This is a genomic window from Psychrobacter sp. TB55-MNA-CIBAN-0194 (assembly GCF_040309505.1).
Lineage (GTDB): Bacteria > Pseudomonadota > Gammaproteobacteria > Pseudomonadales > Moraxellaceae > Psychrobacter > Psychrobacter fozii.
The window spans coordinates 145,023-164,030 of the sequence record NZ_JBEOOW010000007.1 but is presented as its reverse complement, the minus strand read 5'-3'; the positions used below and the strand labels follow the sequence as shown (position 1 = coordinate 164,030).

15 protein-coding genes are annotated in these 19,008 nt (G+C 42.0%); 6 read left to right on the top strand and 9 right to left on the bottom strand.

The window, feature by feature from the left end; genetic code table 11:
- Positions 1-58: 58 nt before the first annotated feature.
- The 6 genes from AAEY75_RS10095 to AAEY75_RS10070 form a co-directional block, all read right to left on the bottom strand.
- Positions 59-1,750: an MFS transporter gene (locus AAEY75_RS10095; protein WP_197217474.1), complete on the bottom strand. Its 1,692-nt coding sequence runs from the start codon at positions 1,748-1,750 to the stop codon at positions 59-61.
- A gap of 283 nt (positions 1,751-2,033) precedes the next feature.
- Positions 2,034-2,669, bottom strand: a complete 636-nt coding sequence (locus AAEY75_RS10090) for a glutathione S-transferase family protein (protein WP_197217473.1) — start codon at positions 2,667-2,669, stop codon at positions 2,034-2,036.
- A 4-nt stretch (positions 2,670-2,673) separates the two neighbouring features.
- Complete coding sequence (locus tag AAEY75_RS10085) at positions 2,674-3,351, bottom strand: type 1 glutamine amidotransferase domain-containing protein (protein ID WP_197217471.1); 678 nt, start codon at positions 3,349-3,351, stop codon at positions 2,674-2,676.
- 204 nt (positions 3,352-3,555) lie between these two features.
- A complete protein-coding gene (gene curA / locus AAEY75_RS10080) occupies positions 3,556-4,605 on the bottom strand; it encodes an NADPH-dependent curcumin/dihydrocurcumin reductase (RefSeq protein ID WP_197217470.1) in 1,050 nt (349 codons plus the stop codon).
- Positions 4,606-4,832: 227 nt separating this feature from the next.
- Complete coding sequence (locus AAEY75_RS10075; RefSeq protein WP_197217469.1) at positions 4,833-6,044, bottom strand: iron-containing alcohol dehydrogenase; 1,212 nt, start codon at positions 6,042-6,044, stop codon at positions 4,833-4,835.
- 377 nt (positions 6,045-6,421) lie between these two features.
- Complete coding sequence (locus AAEY75_RS10070) at positions 6,422-7,039, bottom strand: TetR/AcrR family transcriptional regulator (RefSeq protein WP_197217468.1); 618 nt, start codon at positions 7,037-7,039, stop codon at positions 6,422-6,424.
- 425 nt (positions 7,040-7,464) lie between these two features.
- Between AAEY75_RS10070 and AAEY75_RS10065 the strand changes: the two genes are divergently transcribed.
- On the top strand, positions 7,465-8,949 hold the full coding sequence (locus AAEY75_RS10065) for an aldehyde dehydrogenase family protein (RefSeq protein ID WP_197217467.1): 1,485 nt from the start codon (positions 7,465-7,467) through the stop codon (positions 8,947-8,949).
- A gap of 136 nt (positions 8,950-9,085) precedes the next feature.
- Here AAEY75_RS10065 and AAEY75_RS10060 read toward each other — a convergent pair whose 3' ends face one another.
- Positions 9,086-9,325: a hypothetical protein gene (locus tag AAEY75_RS10060; protein ID WP_110923741.1), complete on the bottom strand. Its 240-nt coding sequence runs from the start codon at positions 9,323-9,325 to the stop codon at positions 9,086-9,088.
- Positions 9,326-9,583: 258 nt separating this feature from the next.
- Here AAEY75_RS10060 and AAEY75_RS10055 point away from each other — a divergent pair, with 258 nt between their 5' ends.
- The 3 genes from AAEY75_RS10055 to AAEY75_RS10045 all read left to right on the top strand — a co-directional run bounded on the left by AAEY75_RS10055 (position 9,584) and on the right by AAEY75_RS10045 (position 13,155).
- Positions 9,584-10,996 (top strand): DASH family cryptochrome, encoded by a 1,413-nt coding sequence (locus tag AAEY75_RS10055; protein ID WP_197217466.1) that lies wholly within the window; start codon positions 9,584-9,586, stop codon positions 10,994-10,996.
- A gap of 321 nt (positions 10,997-11,317) precedes the next feature.
- Positions 11,318-12,571: an NnrS family protein gene (locus AAEY75_RS10050; RefSeq protein ID WP_197217464.1), complete on the top strand. Its 1,254-nt coding sequence runs from the start codon at positions 11,318-11,320 to the stop codon at positions 12,569-12,571.
- A gap of 77 nt (positions 12,572-12,648) precedes the next feature.
- The gene (locus tag AAEY75_RS10045) at positions 12,649-13,155 is read left to right on the top strand and encodes an Rrf2 family transcriptional regulator (protein WP_197217462.1); all 507 of its coding nucleotides are present in this window, start codon (positions 12,649-12,651) and stop codon (positions 13,153-13,155) included.
- A 125-nt stretch (positions 13,156-13,280) separates the two neighbouring features.
- Here AAEY75_RS10045 and AAEY75_RS10040 read toward each other — a convergent pair whose 3' ends face one another.
- Positions 13,281-14,111: a carbonic anhydrase gene (locus tag AAEY75_RS10040; RefSeq protein WP_352259510.1), complete on the bottom strand. Its 831-nt coding sequence runs from the start codon at positions 14,109-14,111 to the stop codon at positions 13,281-13,283.
- A gap of 317 nt (positions 14,112-14,428) precedes the next feature.
- Positions 14,429-15,175 (bottom strand): hypothetical protein, encoded by a 747-nt coding sequence (locus AAEY75_RS10035; RefSeq protein WP_197217459.1) that lies wholly within the window; start codon positions 15,173-15,175, stop codon positions 14,429-14,431.
- A 569-nt stretch (positions 15,176-15,744) separates the two neighbouring features.
- Here AAEY75_RS10035 and AAEY75_RS10030 point away from each other — a divergent pair.
- Both AAEY75_RS10030 and AAEY75_RS10025 read left to right on the top strand, forming a co-directional pair.
- Complete coding sequence (locus AAEY75_RS10030) at positions 15,745-16,998, top strand: MFS transporter (RefSeq protein WP_227681395.1); 1,254 nt, start codon at positions 15,745-15,747, stop codon at positions 16,996-16,998.
- A gap of 310 nt (positions 16,999-17,308) precedes the next feature.
- Entirely contained in the window at positions 17,309-18,979 is a 1,671-nt protein-coding gene (locus AAEY75_RS10025) for a fatty acid--CoA ligase (RefSeq protein WP_201550991.1), read from the top strand.
- Positions 18,980-19,008 lie beyond the last annotated feature (29 nt).

Below are 19,008 nucleotides of genomic sequence, written 5' to 3'. Positions count from 1 at the left end.
ATAATTTGATACTTATATAAGAAAAGGCTACTTCAATTTTAGCGATGTTAAAAATATCTTATTTTGGTTCACGCATTTTGGCGATAACGGCTAGCTCTTTAGCCAATGGGTTACGTTTATGATAACGATAGTAAAAATAATTGAGCAGTAAAATAACGGTAGCACCAGTCGATAGAAGGGCCATGATGAAAAACAAATCACCATAAGCAGAAACAGTGGCTTGGCGCTGAATACCTTGTAGAACTTGCAGCACGGCAGCCGTATTGGTTTGAGTGGCGTCCGTCATTTGTGTAGATATAGTACTGCGTGCAGCGGCTATCTGTCCCACCAGCTCAGGATCACCAAAATTGAGTGAGCTGACCATATCTGCATAATAAACCTGCGTACGAACCGTGGTAAATGCTTGAATAGCGGCTGCACCCGCCAATCCGCCTACCGTTTGTGAAATGCCAAAGATAACGGAAAAACTAATAATATAGGCAGGACCGCTAGCAATAGCACGCAAAAACCCTTCAAAAACTAAAGGCCCCATAAAATACACGGCGGCAAATGCAATCAAAAACTGGCTGATATAAAACATATAAGGTGCTGAATTAATAGACACGCTAGTATCCATCCAAGAACCTAAGGCAATCAACGCCACCGCAAAAATAACGGGTCGGCGTAAATCTATTGGATTGGTACTAAAAATACTAATGACCAAAGCCAATACACTGGCGGCTAATATGACAGCATAAAAAGTAATCAGCTGATCGCCACCATAGCCTAAGTTGGCAAGTAATCCTGCCGCACCGACATTTTGCTCAGATAGCAAAATTCGCATGACAGCGCCGGTAATCATAAAGGCAATAATATTGCGGCTACGCATCCAGCGCACTTGTAGCATTGGGTTTTTGCGATGGGTTTCAATCCATAGCGCGATGCTAATCCCGACGATAGCAATAATAAGTGGATAGATAAGCCAAGGTGTCGTCCACCATAAAATCCTACCTTGTACTAAAACGACAGACAATGCAGCCAGACCGCTTGCAAAAAATCCAAAGCTTAAAAAATCCAGTTTTTCAAATACTTTTTCTGTATTGCCTGGTGGTAGCTCTAATATATTAATCAGCCCAAAGCAAATCAGTGCCAAACCAAATTGAAATAGAAATAAGCTTTCAAGTTGACCGTCGATGGTGAGGTAGGGCGAGATGATTCGTGACAATGGAATACCAAACTGCACCAAGCCAAACCCCAAAATTAGACCGCTAGTACGCTTGACGGTTGGCATACCTTGCAAACAATAGAACAATCCTAAGATGGTCATACCGCTGGCCACCATACCGCTTAAACCACGCGCTATAATCTCTAAGTAATACGGGTCAAGCCACATACCATCAGCAGCCGTCATCAAGCCACTGCTTACAAACCATTGCATGCTGGTTGCTAGTAGCAAAAAAAACAGGGTGATTTTACTGAATAATGCCATGCCAAATTGCTGACGAATCTTGTATAACAATACGGTGATACAAGCATTGGTCATATTGTAGGCAACCGATATCCATCCGCCTTCCATAGGCGTTAGGCTAAGGTCACCTTGAATTTGAGTCAGGTTCGCGACCAGCAAACCATTTTGAAAACTGGCAGTCACCCCAATAATAATACCAATAATCAGGTAAAAAACCTTGCGGCGTGCAGGATGATCAGGATTGGCTGGAGAGCCCACCATCATTGGCTGTTCGTGGGGCTTGAATTGATACTCAGTACTCATGGATGAATGACTGTCTTTGAAGGTGGACGGTTGATTGTATTAAGCTTAAATTAATAAAGCCTGTCAACGGTATAGTCGTACAATAGAATATGTTTTATAGGTATAGTCATTCCACTACCAAAGTATGACAGCGTTAACTTCGCTTGAAGTATTACATCTACACTCGGTTGCCTTGTACTACTTTTAAATTGAATCGACTATAGGAACAAACAACAAAAATAGCCCAAGATAGACTTGAGCTATTTTATCATGCTTTTTATAAAACGTTTACTATGGCGTGCGTTTAGGCTTGTTTTGATTCGTCATGTTCAGCTTCAAGGCGCATGGCACGTTGATAACTATCAAGGCTCGCCAACTGCTCTGCATATTGCTTAATATGCGGATAATCTTCTAGTTTCTGACGTTGAGCAAGAATGATTAAGTCGAACGATAGCATAAAGTCTGCACCACTGAGTTGGTCACCCACGATGAACGACTTACCTTCGACCGACGTATCTAGATACTTAAACAATCTGGTCTTTTCTATCTCGATATAACCGTTCAAAAACTCGTTATCCTCGATGCCTGCTTTTTTGGTAAACAATTCAAGCATAAGTGGCAACATGAGCGAGCTTTCAGCAAAGTCAATCCACTGCAAGTAATGACCATAGTCAGTACTGTCGGGTGCAGGACGCAAGCGATCTGGTGCAAAGCGTTCGATCAATAGCTCAGTAATGGCACCAGACTCTGAGTATGTTTGACCATCCATTTCGATGACCGGTGACTTACCAAGAGGGTGTACCGCTTTTAAGCTATCAGGCGCCAAATGCGTCTTAGCATCACGTTGATGACTCACGATCTCATAAGGTTCGCCTAGTTCTTCTAGAAGCCATAAAATACGCAACGAACGTGATTGGTTAAGATGATGCAAACGAATCATAGTATTAACCTTTAAGCTTAGCGAGTAAGCGTTTAGCCGCTTCTTCTGAAGAGGCTGGGTTTTGACCTGTGATTAATAGACCATCTTCTACCACAAATGATGCCCAATCAGCTGCTTTCTCATAATGACCACCATTAGCAATCATTGCATCTTCTACTAAGAATGGCACGACATCGGTAAGACCAACGGCGTCTTCTTCTGAGTTGGTAAAGCCAGTCACTTTTTTGCCTTTAACCAAGTATTCGCCATCAATTTTCACATTTTTGAGCGCTGCTGGAGAATGACAAACAAAAGCAACAGGCTTGTCTTGCTTAACGAAAGTCTCAATCAGATTGATAGAGTTTTCATCCACTGCCAAATCCCACAATGGGCCATGACCACCAGGATAGAATACTGAATCAAAGTCTTCTGCTTTCATGTCAGCGAGCTTTTTAGTAGTAGCAAGATGCTCTTGAGCATCAGTGTCGTCTTTGAAACGTAATGTGTCTTTGGTTTGCGTGTCTTCATTATCACTACTAGGATCGAGTGGTGGCTGACCGCCAGCAGGAGAGGCTAGCGTGACATTCACACCTGCATCAATAAATGCATAGTAAGGTGCTGCAAATTCTTCTAACCAAAAACCTGTTTTTTTACCAGTATCGCCGAGACGGTCATGTGACGTTAGTACCATTAAAATATTCATAGTTATCCTTATTTATTATTCATTAGTTTTAAAAATTAGTGTGGATAGAGAAAAAATTCTGTTATCAGATAAGTAGCAACCATCTTAAAATTGTAGTAGTAAATGATGACTGCTAACAGTATCTATGTTTGAGACTTAATAGTCAGTTGTTAAAGTCAGTATTTATGTTGTTAAGTAGTTATAGCGATTATGAGTCACCATAAACTATTTAACGTCAGCAACCTTAACGACTGTTTTACCAAAGTTTTTGCCTTCTAGCATGTCAAAGAACGCTTGCGGTGCTTGTGCTAAGCCATCTGCTTGGTGCTCTTTGGTTTTGATATCGCCTGACTCAACCCATTGACCCATGGTTTTTAAGAATTCAGGGTAATGGTCGCCATACTCTTCAAAGATAATGAAACCTTTGACCGTTAGACGGTTGGCCAATACTTGACCCATTAGCATACCTAAACGGTCTTTGCCGTCAGGTAAGTCAGTGGCGTTATATTGTGATACTAGACCACATACTGGGATACGGGCATGCGCGTTTAAGAGAGGTAATACCGCATCGAACACTTTACCGCCAACGTTTTCGTAATAGATGTCGATACCATCTGGACAAGCGTTGCTTAACTGTTCGGCGAAGTCTTCGGCATGATGATCGATACAAACATCAAAACCCAACTCATTGACAGCATAAGCACATTTCTTAGCACCACCTGCCACGCCAACTGCGCGTACACCAAGCTTTTTACCCACTTGTCCAACTGTTGCACCGACAGGACCAGTTGCTGCGGCTACTACTAAAGTTTCACCTTTTTGTGGTTTACCGATATCAGTTAAGCCCATGTAGCCAGTAAATCCAGGCATACCAAGTACACCAAGACCATAAGAAGGATGAGGCATATCTTTATCTAGTTTTAGGACGCCCTCGCCATCGCTGACGCTATAGTCCTGCCAGCCAGAACCTGATACAACCAAGTCACCTTCAGCAAAGCCATCGACATTAGATTCGACCACTTGTGCCACTGTGCCGCCCGTCATGACGTCACCAATTTGTAGTGGATCGGTGTAGCTCTTTGCATCACTCATGCGGCCACGCATGTAAGGGTCAAGTGATAGGTAAACGGTACGTAGGAGCATTTGCTTGTCGTTAGGGGTAGGGATATCGCTAGTAGCAAGCTCAAAGTTGTCGCTGGTTGGTGTGCCATGAGGACGGCTTGCCAGTTTGATTTGACGATTTTGTTGTTGGTTTTGAGTATTATCAAAGCTCATATTATTATCCTTTTTAATTATTGATTTTAAGTGTCTATATTTACACTCTTTGCACCTTTCGATGAAAGGTTTTTCTTGTACAAAATTCTTTGTTTAAAGATTTTTATCTTTGATGTGATGTCTAATCTGATATTGAATCTGATGTTGAATGTAGTAACTACCCATTGCTGAGTAGCTACTATAAATAGCATAACTATATGTATTTCTTATTACGGCGATGTTACTTATTAAGACGCTTTGCTAGTAATAGCACGTTGTAGGATGCGACGTGATACTTCTAAGTCGTTTGTACCATGCTCGCCAAGTTTGACCATACCATGCACTTCAAGCTGCTTGATGATTGGATCAATCGCTGCTTCAGTCAAATCGGCATCTTCTAGGCTAACAGGCAAGCCAAGTTCGCGGAAGAAGTTTTCAGTATAGACAATGGCAGTTTCAATGATGGCGTCGTCATCTAGGTCAGTATCGGTAATGTTCCATACGTTACATGCATACTGAAGCAATTTTTCTTTTTTGCTTTCTTTTAGCTCACGCATCACTGATGGCAATAAGATAGTTAAGGTACGTGCATGATCGATCGCGTGTAGAGATGTCAGCTCATGACCAACCATATGAGTTGTCCAGTCTTGTGGTACACCAGTACCGATCAGACCATTCAATGCCATTGTCGCCGTCCACATAATGTTTTTACGGGTTTCTAGGTTCTCTGGATCTTGCTTAACAACCAAGCCTTCATCGATAAGGATTTTGAGCAGGCTTTCAGCAAAAGCGTCTTGGACTTTAGCATTCACAGGATAGGTTAGATACTGTTCCATCACATGAACGAATGCATCAGCCACACCATTCATTACTTGACGTTCAGGCAATGTAAGTGTTTTGATTGGGTCTAGAATTGAGAATTTAGGGAAGGCAAGTGCATTACCAAACGGTAGTTTTGCTTGACGTTCACTATAGTTAATAACGCCGCCCGAGTTCATCTCAGAACCAGTTGCTGGAATGGTTAGTACCGCACCCAAATCAACCGCAGAATCGATGTCTCTACAATAGCTAGTCAATGCATCCCACGCTTGTTCACGTGACACAGTGCCATCTTCTTCAGTCAGTGATGATACCAATGCAACAAATTTGCTGCCATCAATCACTGAACCACCGCCAACTGCTAGTAAGAAGTCGATGTTGTGCTCATTCACCATGTCTGCTGCTTTTAATAGCGTGGTGAATTCTGGGTTGGCTTCGATGCCACCGAATTCGAATACGGTACGGTTACCGCTCGCTGACAAGGCGTTTTTTACTTCGTCCAATGTACCATTACGTTGCGCTGAGCCACCACCATAGGTGATAAGGACGCGGGCATCAGTAGGGACTAGATCTGATAATTGCTCGATTTGACCTTCACCGAAAACGATACGTACTGGGTTGTAATATTGGAAGTTGTTCATAATATTCCTAAACTTTGTTAAATATTGATTGGGTGTGCGAGCTGCAAATTTATTTATTGGCAAGTTCGTTTCTTACATTTGCGTGCATTGTACACCAATTAGACCAGTCGTCTAGTGTTTTTTACAAAAGTCTCTCATAACTTGATTGTTAAGTAGGAGTTTAAGAGTTATGAGGATTGTGTATTAGAATGTGAATCGTTCTTAGACCCTTGATAGCTTGAGGTATTCAAGAAACCAGTCAAGAGACTAGAATTACAAGAGACTAAGAATGATTCATTGCTGGCGATTATCATTGGTGTGCTTTTTAAGACACCAATGATTTATCTAACGTAGGGTTTTAATGTAGGAATAGTCATTTACGAATGGAGAATACGCGTCTAGCGTCCGAGTTGTGACGTCGTCATCTGCCAAACTTCTGCGAGTGGGGTATTGGTCTGGCTGATTTTGGCAATTAAGCTAGCACCAAGCCATGCAAAGTACCAACGCTTCGCTATACTCTCAGCAGCAATGTTATCAGGCTGTGGTACAGAGCCATCTATCCAGCCAGCTTTGATTTGATCACCAAGCCAGTTGACAGTTTGTTGGTAGCCTGCATTTAACGCGATGCGCATAGGCTCTGACATATCCGCTACTTCAGCACTGAGCTTAACTACCAAGCATTTTTCATGATCGCAGCCGTTTTGCTGAGTGTCGTACCAATTTTGAAAGTAGTTATATAGCTTTTGCTGTGCACTAACGTTTTGCGTGCCGATGACGTCTAGGCGTGTTTTATATAGGCTGAAGTAATGATGAATAATCGCTTCACCAAACGCTTCTTTGGACGCAAAGTAATGGTAAAAAGAGCCTTTAGGTACACCCGCTGTGTCTAATATTTGCTTAAGACCAACGGCAGTAAAGCCTTTTTTGGCGATGAGTTGATAGCCAGTTTCGAGCAAGTGAGCTCTAGTATCTGATGTAGCAATAGGTACGGGTGGTGCATTTGTAATAGTAGACATAGAGGTGATGTTCTCCTTGGAACTTCATAGTAATAGAGTGGTTAATATTCATTTAAGCGTCATATTGAGGACGTATTCTAATAATATTTATTTATGTGCGTTACGTTTCATCAACAATATTTACGGGCAAAGTAGTCTTGTTTTATTAATAGCTATGGTAGCATTAGACCAGTCGTCTATCAAGGTACGTTTTAGGCTCACTAGTCATTAGGACGTTTATCAGTCAAATCGTTAGACTGATATATCGCTTAACAATGAGTTTAGAGGCACTTCTTGCAAGATGCTGTTTACAAGAGGCCATTTATAAGCGATTTTTTATAAATAAGCTTTTATAAGTAAGTTTCTCATGCAATATTTCGATAATAATTTTAAAACTGTCTTTAAAACCAAATTTTAAACATAACTAAGTAAAAATAAGGATCATTATGTCAGCGAATAATACCAACACCAGTGCTTACAGTGACTTTCATTTGCAATATATCGCAGGTGAATGGCAAAAAGGTAAAGACGATAGCGTCAATACCAATACAAACCCATACAACGGCGATGAGCTCGTAAAAATTCAACAAGCGACGGAAGAGCAGCTCAATGAAGCCTATGAAGCTGCTAGTCAGGCGCAGCAAGAGTGGGCCAAGCAAACACCAGCGGCACGTGCTGCTGTACTGTACAACGCTGTTAATATATTAGACCAGCGTCAAGAAGAAATCGTTGATTGGCTAATCAAAGAGTCGGGCAGTACCCGTATCAAAGCCATGGTTGAGTTTGGGGCAACGCGTGCGATTACCCTTGAAGCTGCGACTTTCCCTAATCGTGTGCACGGTGAGATTCGTCCATCTAATACCCCTGATAAAGAAAACTTCATTTACCGTGAGCCAATTGGTGTTGTTGCAGTCATCAGCCCGTGGAACTTCCCATTGCATTTGACCCAGCGTTCTATCGCACCAGCCTTAGCACTTGGTAATGCAGTGGTGCTAAAACCTGCTAGCGACACGCCTGTGACAGGTGGTTTGCTACTTGCAAAAGTATTTGAAGAAGCAGGTCTGCCAAAAGGTCTGCTCAACGTAGTCGTGGGTTCAGGTAGCGAGATAGGTGATGCGATTGTTGAACACAAAACGCCAAGCCTAGTATCATTTACTGGGTCAACCTCAGTTGGTAAGCACATTGGCGAACTGGCCAACGGTGGCGATTATATCAAAAAAGTTGCCCTTGAATTGGGTGGTAATAGCCCATTTGTCGTATTAAAAGATGCTGATATCGATCAAGCAGTAAAAGCGGCTGCCTTTGGTAAGTTCCTGCACCAAGGTCAGATCTGTATTGCGATCAACCGCATTATTGTCGAAGACGCACTATATGATGACTTCGTGACGCGTTTCCTTGAGCATGTCAAAACCTTGCAAGTTGGCGACCCTGACAAAATGGAAACAGCAGTTGGTCCAATTATCAATGAAAAACAAGTTAAGTCGTTAAAAGACAAAATTGCTAAAGCGCAAGAAGAAGGCGCAAAAATGATCTTAAGTGGTGAGATAAAGGGTCAAGTAGTACCGCCACATATATTCACTGATGTCACACGTGAGATGGATTTGTCACGTAACGAAGTGTTTGGCCCATTAGTCGGTATTATTCGTGCCAAAGATGAAGACGATGCGTTGTCTATTGCCAATGACTCTATGTATGGTCTATCAAGTGCCGTATTCACGCAAGATTTAGCCAAAGGCTTACGTTTTGCCCGTGGTATCAAAGCTGGCATGACGCATATCAATGATATCTCAGTGAATGATGACAGTAATGCGCCGTTTGGTGGTGAGAAAAACTCAGGTATTGGCCGCTTCAATGGCGAGTGGGTACTAGAAGAGTTCACCAGATTGCATTGGATCTCTGTACAGCATCAGCCACGCGAATATCCATTCTAAGAGCTTAACTTTTAAATGTTGTAAACTGATATTTGAACCATAAAAAAGACCGCTTATATAGCGGTCTTTTTTATGGGTGTACTGTCTAAAATTAGTAGGTATCAATGTTTATATTCTCGAAACACCACGCGTTTATTTAAATTTTCTGTTTATGATGAAAACCAAGTAGGGCTTCAATCTCTTCAATCGTGATACGCCTGACAAGTGCTTGCTCTTCTACTGATAGGCGATTGGTATGCTCTTTTATCATGGTATGTATGCTGCGAGAGATTTCGGATGTCGTGGCGTAATACATCTGTGGTTGATCTTTCGTTAGTCTCATCAAAAACTTGTTGATGAGCTTACGTTTTTCTTCTGGTGCGTTTTCTTCAGTCATATTATTCTCCTAGGAATAAATCATGTAGGCAGTCAGGCTTATAGTTAGAATAACGCAGATAGGTATCATCAATCTACAGTGATATTGATACGTTAATATAGCTGGCGAGGTCAACGATATAGCGGACTTATATGAATTTGACTATAACAAACATTTAAGTGAGATATTTAACATACCTTGTACCGTATATCATATTCTAAAATATTATAGTTTGGACTGAGCTAATAAGTGTATGAGTACAATTAGGGAGTCGAAAACATGTCAGATCCGCAATTAGATAGTTTAACAAAGAAGCCAACGGATAAAGAAGCAGTGTTGGTACTATTTTATAATGATTTGCGTATAGATGATAATGCAACATTGGCAAAAGCAGCAATGCTGGCCCAAGACAACCATAGGCAGCTGTTACTTGTTTATGCGGATGCTTTAGTGGATATCATTGGTCAGACAAATAAAGATCAAGCTTACGACTTCGATCGAATAGGAGATGCTCGTCAGCAGTTCTTATCTGAGAGTCTGTCTGATTTGGATGAATCGCTACAACGTCTTGGCAATAGATTGTTGCATCTAACGCCGCATACATCATCGACCGCATTGGATACCTTTACGCAGCTGTGTCAGCTTATCGATCAGCAGCAGGTCACTGATATATGTGTCAGTCAAACGGCAGATTATAATCAAAACCAAGCCTATAGTTTCTTGCAACGTAAGTATCCACAGGTGCGCTGGCATGAGCAAGTAACCAATACGTTGTTTGCGTCTTTGCCGATGGAAGCGTTACCTAAAAGCTTCACGCAGTTTCGTAAACAAGTCGAATCAGAGCATGATTTATTAAATGCCAAAACAGACGTAGTTATTAGTCCAGCGCCAGAATCTCTACCACCCATGCCAGACAATTTAATAAAGGGTACAACAGATAGCCATTCGTTATTCTTCAACAAACGTCATCTTGATGTGCAACTGCCTTCTGAGTTTAAAGGTGGAGAAACCAATGCTATCAGCCATTTGAACGATTATTTCAATTCTGATGCGCCTAGTACGTATAAAACCACGCGCAATGCGCTGGATGACTGGACATACTCTACTAAATTCTCGGCTTGGCTCGCAAATGGTACACTCTCGGTCAACGTGCTGCTGAACCGCTTGCGTCATTATGAGCGTGAAGTGGTGGCTAATGAATCCACTTACTGGATATGGTTTGAGCTACTGTGGCGTGAGTATTTTTATTGGTATGCCATGACCCATCAGCAGAAGCTGTTTTGGTACAAGGGTATTGCCCAACAGTCACCAACGACAGGCTTTGATAAAGGGCGTCTGGAGCAGTGGAAAGAGGGTACTACGCCATATCCTATCGTCAATGCCTGCATGAATCAGCTAAAGCAAACGGGCTATATGTCCAATCGTGGCAGACAAATAGTTGCTAGCTGTTTCATCCATGAGTTGGGTTTAGATTGGCGTTATGGGGCGACTCATTTCGAGCAGTACCTTATCGATTATGATGTTGCTAGCAACTGGGGTAATTGGCAGTATCTGGCAGGCGTGGGTGCTGATCCAAGAGGCTGCCGACAGTTTAATTTGGCCAAACAAACTCAGCAATATGATCCGAGTGGTAGCTTTATTCATAAATGGCAAGGTGATAATACTGATGATTATGTACTGAGCTCACCTTAAATTTACTGATGAATTTAAGTCATTTTTTCATAGCCTTTCTCGCTCAGCATGTCCTAAGTATTCCAAAAATAAGAAGCGACCACATGGGTGGCTTTTTTATTTCTCAAAACTATTTTTCAATACAATATAGTCAAAGAACTCTAAAATGGGTACAAGTCAGCCGACTGCAGATTGTACAAGTAGTGCATCTAAGGAGGGTAACGCCGTAGCGGTTTAGTCGTTCACCGACTATAGCTGGCTAAGTACGTTGCGTAACACATAACATTCATATAAAATGAATCTTTAAGGTCAGTTTTATTAATACTTTCTAAGAAGATCACTATGCAATCTATTAACCTACCCAGTAAGCCGCCAAGCTCGCCACACCCAATTCTTAATTTGAGCTTCCGTTTGTTTTTCAGTGCTGCTGCATTATTCGCGGTAGTCACGATGGTGTTATGGGCCTTTGTGTTCACTGGGCATACAGATATAGACGCGCAGGTATTAAACCCCTTGTATTGGCACGGCCATGAGATGATTTATGGTTATGCATTGGCAGTGGTCGCAGGGTTTCTATTAACGGCGGTCAAGACGTGGACAGGGGTGATGATGCCGCACGGCTACAAATTGCTAGGTATCTTTGTCTGTTGGTTGTTAGCACGGTTTAGCTGGATCGCTTTTGGCGTGGGCATAGTGGTGGCGGGCAATAGCACATTGTTGCTATACGCCGCCGCAGTGTTTGATTTTTTGTTTATTGCCTCAATGGCCTTCGTTATTTTCCGAGCAGTATGGCAAGTAAAGCAATATAAGCAGATGGGCATCTTAGCAAAATTGGCATTATTAATGTTAGGTAATGGACTGTGCTATTGGGGCATTATCAATGCAGACATGAGCATCATGAAGACAGGCATGTATCTGGGATTTTATTTAATCATTGGCTTAGTATTAACCATTGGTCGCCGCGTGGTACCATTCTTTATTGAACGAGGTCTTAGTACGACTAACGCTAAAGGCGTTGCAGAAACCGTCACCTTGTATAATAGTAAAGTACAAGATATCGCAAGCTTATTATTATTTTTAGCCTTTTTTATCGTTGATCTGTTTTATCCTCATCCATATTTACTGACTATAACGGCGCTCGGTGTGGCAATCGTTAACATCATTCGTCTAGTAGGTTGGTATCATCGTGGTATTTGGCAAAAGCCGCTGCTTTGGTCGTTGTATATTGCGTTTTTAGGCATGTGTTTGAGCTTTATGCTGTACGCATTTCAACCGTGGTTGGGTTACTCTCATAGTTTGGCGGTACATGGGCTCGCGATTTCGGGTATTGGCATGATGACGGTAGCGATGATGACACGGGTATCGCTTGGGCATACTGGCCGAAGTATTCATAATCCACCCAAAACGACAACTTTGATGTATGGTTTGATGGTTTTGGTGTTTGTCAGTCGCGTGCTATTGCCTTTGGTAGATATGAGCCATTACTTATTATGGATTATGATTGCTCAAGGTGCATGGATTGCTTGCTTTGTGTTATTTTGCATCAGCTACTTACCGATGCTGGCACGCCCTAGACCGGATGGCCTGTTTGGTTAAGTAGATAGTGGTTAAGCAGCTAGTAGTTAAGCAGCTAATGGTTAAATGATTAATAATGAGAATGGGAGTGTTCGTAAATGCGATTGACCAATTATAGTGATTATGCACTGCGCTCATTGATTTATCTGGCGGTCAAACCGGAGCCGCACACGCTCGCTAATATCAGTGACATTTCCAATAGCTATGACATTTCCAAAAGCCATTTGACCAAAGTTATTCATCAGCTGGGTCAGTTAGGATATATAGAAAGTGTGCGTGGCAAAAATGGAGGCATACGACTGGCACGTGCACCTAAAGAGATTAATTTGGGTATATTGATTAAACAAATAGAGCCTGATTTTGATTTGGTAGAGTGCTTTGCCGTACCAGTGAGTAAAGGTGAAGGCTCTCAATCAAAAGATTTGCCAGTTACCTTCATCGAAGAAAAGACAGATAAACCGATAGGCTGCGTGATTACGCCAGTATGCCAACTTAAGAGTGTATTCTCTGAAGCATTAAGGGCTTTTATTACCGTCCTTGAGCGCTATACATTGGCAGATATTATTAATAATGAAGACGAGCTGAAAGATTTGTTGTTTCGATAATGGTTTTGGGAATGGTGTGGATAATTATCTAGGGTGTATCATCAATTAGCCTATTTAGAGGTAATGATGACAGGCCCTAACGGTATATTTTTTATATTGATTTAATTATATTAATGATGGTTAGTTTAGTTGCTAAGCTGTTCTACCTTACGCGAGCCTTGTGGCTGAATAGGGCGGTTATTACCTTCGTATAAATCAGACATAATCTCAAACTGATCGCTAGTCAACGTTAAAGGTTGCTTACTGACATACCATTGGACTCTTTCTGAACAAGGCGGTGTTGTTAGCGAGCCGCTATAATGATAGAAAGTAGCCATGACAGGTGCTAAGGTGGATAAATCAACATCATTAGCCGTAAATTCGTCATCATTTTGGGTGGTGATTTCAGTCCCGTTTAGCAACACGCGCAGCATGTTATTGGCCTCACCAATTTTCAGCATGACACCTACTACCGTAAGATTGCCTTCGCTATTAGCATGAACAAAATGAATCTCGCCTGGATAGTTTTGACTACCGAATTGATGTTCGCTTGGCGTATGGTAATGAAACTGCTTCAATAGATAGCGTTCATTGTCTAATATAATAGCGTTATTTTCGGTCGTCGGTGTATAAACAACAGTATGGCCATTGTCATGAATTCGAATGTCAGTAGATTTAGCATAATCCATGACGGGTGTGGCTGTGCTACTGGCAGTCACTTTTGTAATATTGATAGGCGACTGCTGTTTCCCAGTTTTACAGGTACTAGCACCTTCGATGTCACCCCAATATTCAGTACCTGTACTACCTTCGTATGACCACTTAGGATGATGAACACTATGACTATCTTGCGATACCATTACGGCCGCACTAGTGTCAGTCAGCTGTTCTTTTGAAGCTTGATGTTGAGAGGTGCAGGCAGAAAAACCGAGGGTGTTTACTGCTACGGTAGCAAACGCTAAATAATGACAATTCATATTATAGGCCTGAATAAAGTTATAGTACCTTAAAAATCAAATAGATACGGCGTAAAAATCGTATGCCGCAATTATATAAAGCCTACAGTTGATTTTCTTGTATTAAGATTATTATGTGTTATCTGAAAGTAGGATTTTATAACAAATTTATGTCTACTTAGCAAATAGTGACTTTAAGTCAGAAGTAATATCCTAAAAAAAGCCACCAAAATGGCAGCTTCTTCTTTGAGGAATAAATTCGTTCTAGTTCATTTGGGTAGTTTTCGATTGGAATGATGACCTATCTAGCCTGTTTTTCAACTTTTAACTGTGAGAAGCTAAGCATTTTCTAACTTAGGACGGGCTTTGTTAATCGCTTTTAGTAGTGCTTTTTCAAACTGGCCTTCTTTAAACTGGACCAAATATGAATGCGCCGCGCAAAAGTTCTGAGTGTCACGCCATTCATGGGCGAGATTGGTAGCCCAGTCACAATATTCCTTGCCAGCACTGGGTTCGTTTTTCAATGCTTTTTTGGTCGTAGGATGTAGTATCAGCTCAGGCAATATCGCCTCTAGTAACTTTGTTGGCGGACTCATAAAGGTATCATCGACGTGCAAGCTTTTGCTGGCAGGATGATAGGCCAATAATGAACCGGCATGAATCATCTCATTAGGCGAGATATAGTAGACGCCTTCTGACATAGAGAACTTAAGCTCAGGATAGCGTTCAGCGACCGCATCACTCTCGACCAAATCATCTGCCCATTGTACTTCTGATATTTTTTTATGATGTCGGCTACTGCCGTAAAAGGTTGCTTTTGGGAAGTCTTTTGCCATCTGTGCACAATGTACCGTGTGGAATGGATGTACGTTCAGTACAGCCTCGACATTTTCCCCATTATTGGTCAATGCCATCACTTCGTCTCGAACGTCACCTGTTAAGGCATAACTGTCCAAGAAGATAAAGCGTCCTGATGCTAGCTTTATTAGTGAGCATTGCGTACCGATATTTAGTACACCACCAATGCGAAATGATCCGCGTATGTTCCAAAAACCCGATCCTAAATTATGAATTTTATCGCTCATCAATTGCTTCCTTAAATGATTAATTTTTAAATTTATAAGATTATTTTTATATAGCTATTTTATACAGCTACTTTATATAGCGCTTTATGATTATGGCAATTTGCTCACTCAAAGTCTGTTACAAAGGTGAAACTTTGATTAGGGTGTGTCCTGATTTCAAAAATGGAGATAAAAATGAGATAAATTGCCGTCAAACGAGAAAATAGTGTAGATAATATCGAGATATTGACTAACTATTTGACGATGTTTGGCAAAATTTAGACATTTTTAGCCCAGTTAGATGAATGTCGTTTGAATTGAGGACATGTCCTAACGTTGTTATTAATGGCGTTTTTTGTTTGTATTAGATTTTGATATCAGCACGTATGATTGGCTGTGATACCATAATGTGCTTGTCGTTACAAACCTAAAGCAATTATCATTGCTGACGTTTATAGGGTTAATTCAATTTAATTGTGGTACAAAGCAACCAAGCGCAGAGGTAGATGTCATCCCTCAAGCGAAGTTGACGCTGTAACCTGTTTATAATGAATTGACTCTATTTTAATTCTATCACTCACGTCAGCCACATGACGCCTAATATAGTTAGCATCCTTGTGAATAATACTGTCAGTCAGACTCAAAATAATGCCCCATTGTTATCTCCTCAAACCAGTTCACCATCGTGGGTGCTAAAGCTCACGATTGGCTTGATTGGTATGTTTGCTTTTTTGCAGGTGTACTCTATTCAAGCCGTGCTACCTGTATTAATGGTGGACTTTTCAGCGACCGAAGTACAAGCAGGTATGATCGTTGGCGCGACGATAATGGCGATTGCTATTATGTCGCCATTTTTGGGTATGCTCTCTGATGCAGTGGGGCGTAAGCCCTTTATCGTTGGGGCGCTGTTGTTTTTGGCGATACCAACGGCGTTAATCGCACAGAGTCCGAGTATTGGTTGGCTAGGGTTATGGCGATTCATGCAAGGATTGTCAGTGCCAGGTATTACGGTCGTGACGATTGCTTATATCGGTGAGGAGTTTGAAGGGCGAGCAGTGACGGATCTGATGTCATTCTATGTGTCAGGCTGTGTATTAGGCGGGTTCCTTGGTCGGTTTTTGCTCGGGCATTTGCATGAGATCGTTGGCTGGCGTGCAGGGTATTATGTGATGGCAGGGATGACGCTGGTCGGCGCGATGTGGGTCGGAAAAATGCTACCATCATCACAGCAATTTGTGGCCAATCCTAACTTTCGAGCAGCGATACAGACGCTTGGAGAGCATTTGACCAACCGTTATGTCGTGACAGCCTGTCTGCTTGGGGCGTGTGTGTTATTCTCGCTAGTGGGCTGTTTTACCTTTATTAACCTACATCTGGCCAATACGCCTTATGAGCTGAGTACGGGTGCACTGGCCAATATTTTTGCGGTCTATCTGATAGGGGTCGTTATTACACCGTTATCGACCAACCTGTTACGTCGATTTGGGTCAGCACGTACCGTTCGAGTTGCTATTTTTATCTCTATGATAGGCGTGTTGTTGACACTCGTGACGCCATTATGGGGTGTGGTGGTAGGACTTGCTATCATGTCCTCAGGTGTGTTCGTTACCCAAGCGGCGACCATTAGCTATATCGCGGTCAATGTGAAGAAAGGCCGCTCACTCGCATCGGGTTTATATTATCTGGGCTATTATACGGGTGGGACTTTAGGGGCATGGCTGTGCGGCATCGTCTATGCGCGTGGGCAGTGGTCGCTAACGGTATGGTTGCTAGTGTTTGTACAGGTTTTAGCATTGCTCGTTGCCAGTTTTGGTATGGTAAAGACCAAATCACGTGCCGCTTAATATAAAGGCTAATAATTAAGTGATGTTAATCTAAAGTCTACCAATCTAAGGGCTACTAATCTATAGGCTCGCTAACATAACGTGATAAGGCGTGAAACCAGAATAAACGAACGCTCAGTGTCATAGTGTTTATGCGTGTATACTTTACATAGTATGGGTTTTTTCTTACTATCGATGATGGCGTTTTTTAAATACTATTAGTAAAAATGGAGCAACAGTAATGGCTGCTCATAAAAATATAATTTGTTAAAATTCTTTTAGAATGCGAGTCGTTAACGCTTTATCTCTGATCAACAAGGAAGTCAATTTTATGTCAAATATTTATAATAGTGCACCGTCCGCTTACGATTATCCACTATTGGTAAAGCAACTATTAAACCGTGCCAAGACGGTATCGCTAGATCAAGAAATCGTTTATGCAGATAAAAAACGCTTTACTTATAAAGAGCTGTTTAGCCGTATCAATCGCTTGGCCAACGTTTTAGCTGATTTAAAGCTTGATGCTGGTGATGTGGTGGCAGTGATGGATTGGGACAGTCATCGTTATTTGGAGTCGTACTTTGCGGTGCCAATGTCAGAGTATATTTTGCAAACCGTTAATATTCGCCTGTCACCAGATAAAATTCTCTATACCATCAATCATGCCAAGCCTAAAGTGCTGATGCTGAACTCTGAGTTTGCGCCGTTGGTTAAAGACTATCAGTTTGAGAACTCCAGTATTGAGCACATCATTTGGCTCGATGATGATGGGGTGTCGTATGAAGGCGTTTTTGGTGGTAGTCAAAATCGCGTGAAAGGTGAGTATGAGACATTATTAGAAGCCGCCAATAGCGAGTTTGAGTTTCCTGACTTTGATGAAAATACCATTGCGACGACTTTTTATACGTCAGGGACGACAGGCGATCCAAAGGGCGTGTTCTTTAGCCATCGTCAATTGGTATTGCACAGTTTGGCAGAAGCCGCGACCTTAGGTATGCTCCCTGATAAGCAGGGTGTTAGCTATGGTGATGTTTATATGCCGATGACGCCGATGTTCCATGTCCATGCGTGGGGTTTTCCGTTTACCGCGACGATGGTAGGTCTAAAACAAGTCTATCCAGGACGCTATGCCCCTGATAGTTTGCTTGATTTGATTATTAATGAAAAAGTCAGTATCACTCACTGCGTACCAACAATTTTACAAATGGTGCTCAAAGAAGCACAGGATCGCGGTGCGAGCTTTAACGGTCTAAAAATGATCATTGGTGGTTCACGATTGACAGAAGGTTTGGCAAAAGTAGCCATGAGCCAAGGTATCGAAGTTTATACTGGTTATGGCATGTCAGAGACCGCGCCGCTTATTAGCTTGACCGAGTTTAGTCTCAACGAGCCTGAGATGTCTGATGATGAAGATATCGCACGCCGTTGTATGACTGGTAAGCCTGTGCTGATGGTCGATGCTCAAGTGTGGGGTACAGATAATAAATCGGTTGGTACCGGTAAAGAAAATACAGGCGAGTTAGTATTGCGAGCGCCTTGGCTGACCCAAAGCTACTTGAAAAATGAGGATGCGGGTAAGGAGCTATGGGAAAATGGCTACATGCATACCCAAGATATCGCTTACATACGTCCTGATGGTTGCATTGGTATTACCGACCGTCTAAAAGATGTGATCAAATCAGGTGGTGAGTGGATATCATCATTGGAGATTGAGACCATTTTATCACTGCATCCAGCCGTGGCGGATGTATCAGTCATTGGTGTTCGTGATAAACAGTGGGGTGAGCGTCCATTGGCCTTGATAGTTCTAAAACCTGATGCGCAAGATACGAATGTGGATGATATCAAAGCCATTGCTGAAAAAGCGGTAGAGCGAGGTATGATTCCTAAGTATGGCGTGCCCAGTCAGTTTAAGTTTGTGGATGATCTGCCAAAAACCTCCGTTGGCAAACATGATAAAAAAGTCATGCGTAAGATGTATGCTGATCAGACCGAAGTATAATTTTATGTAGTTGACCTTTATCATTAGCT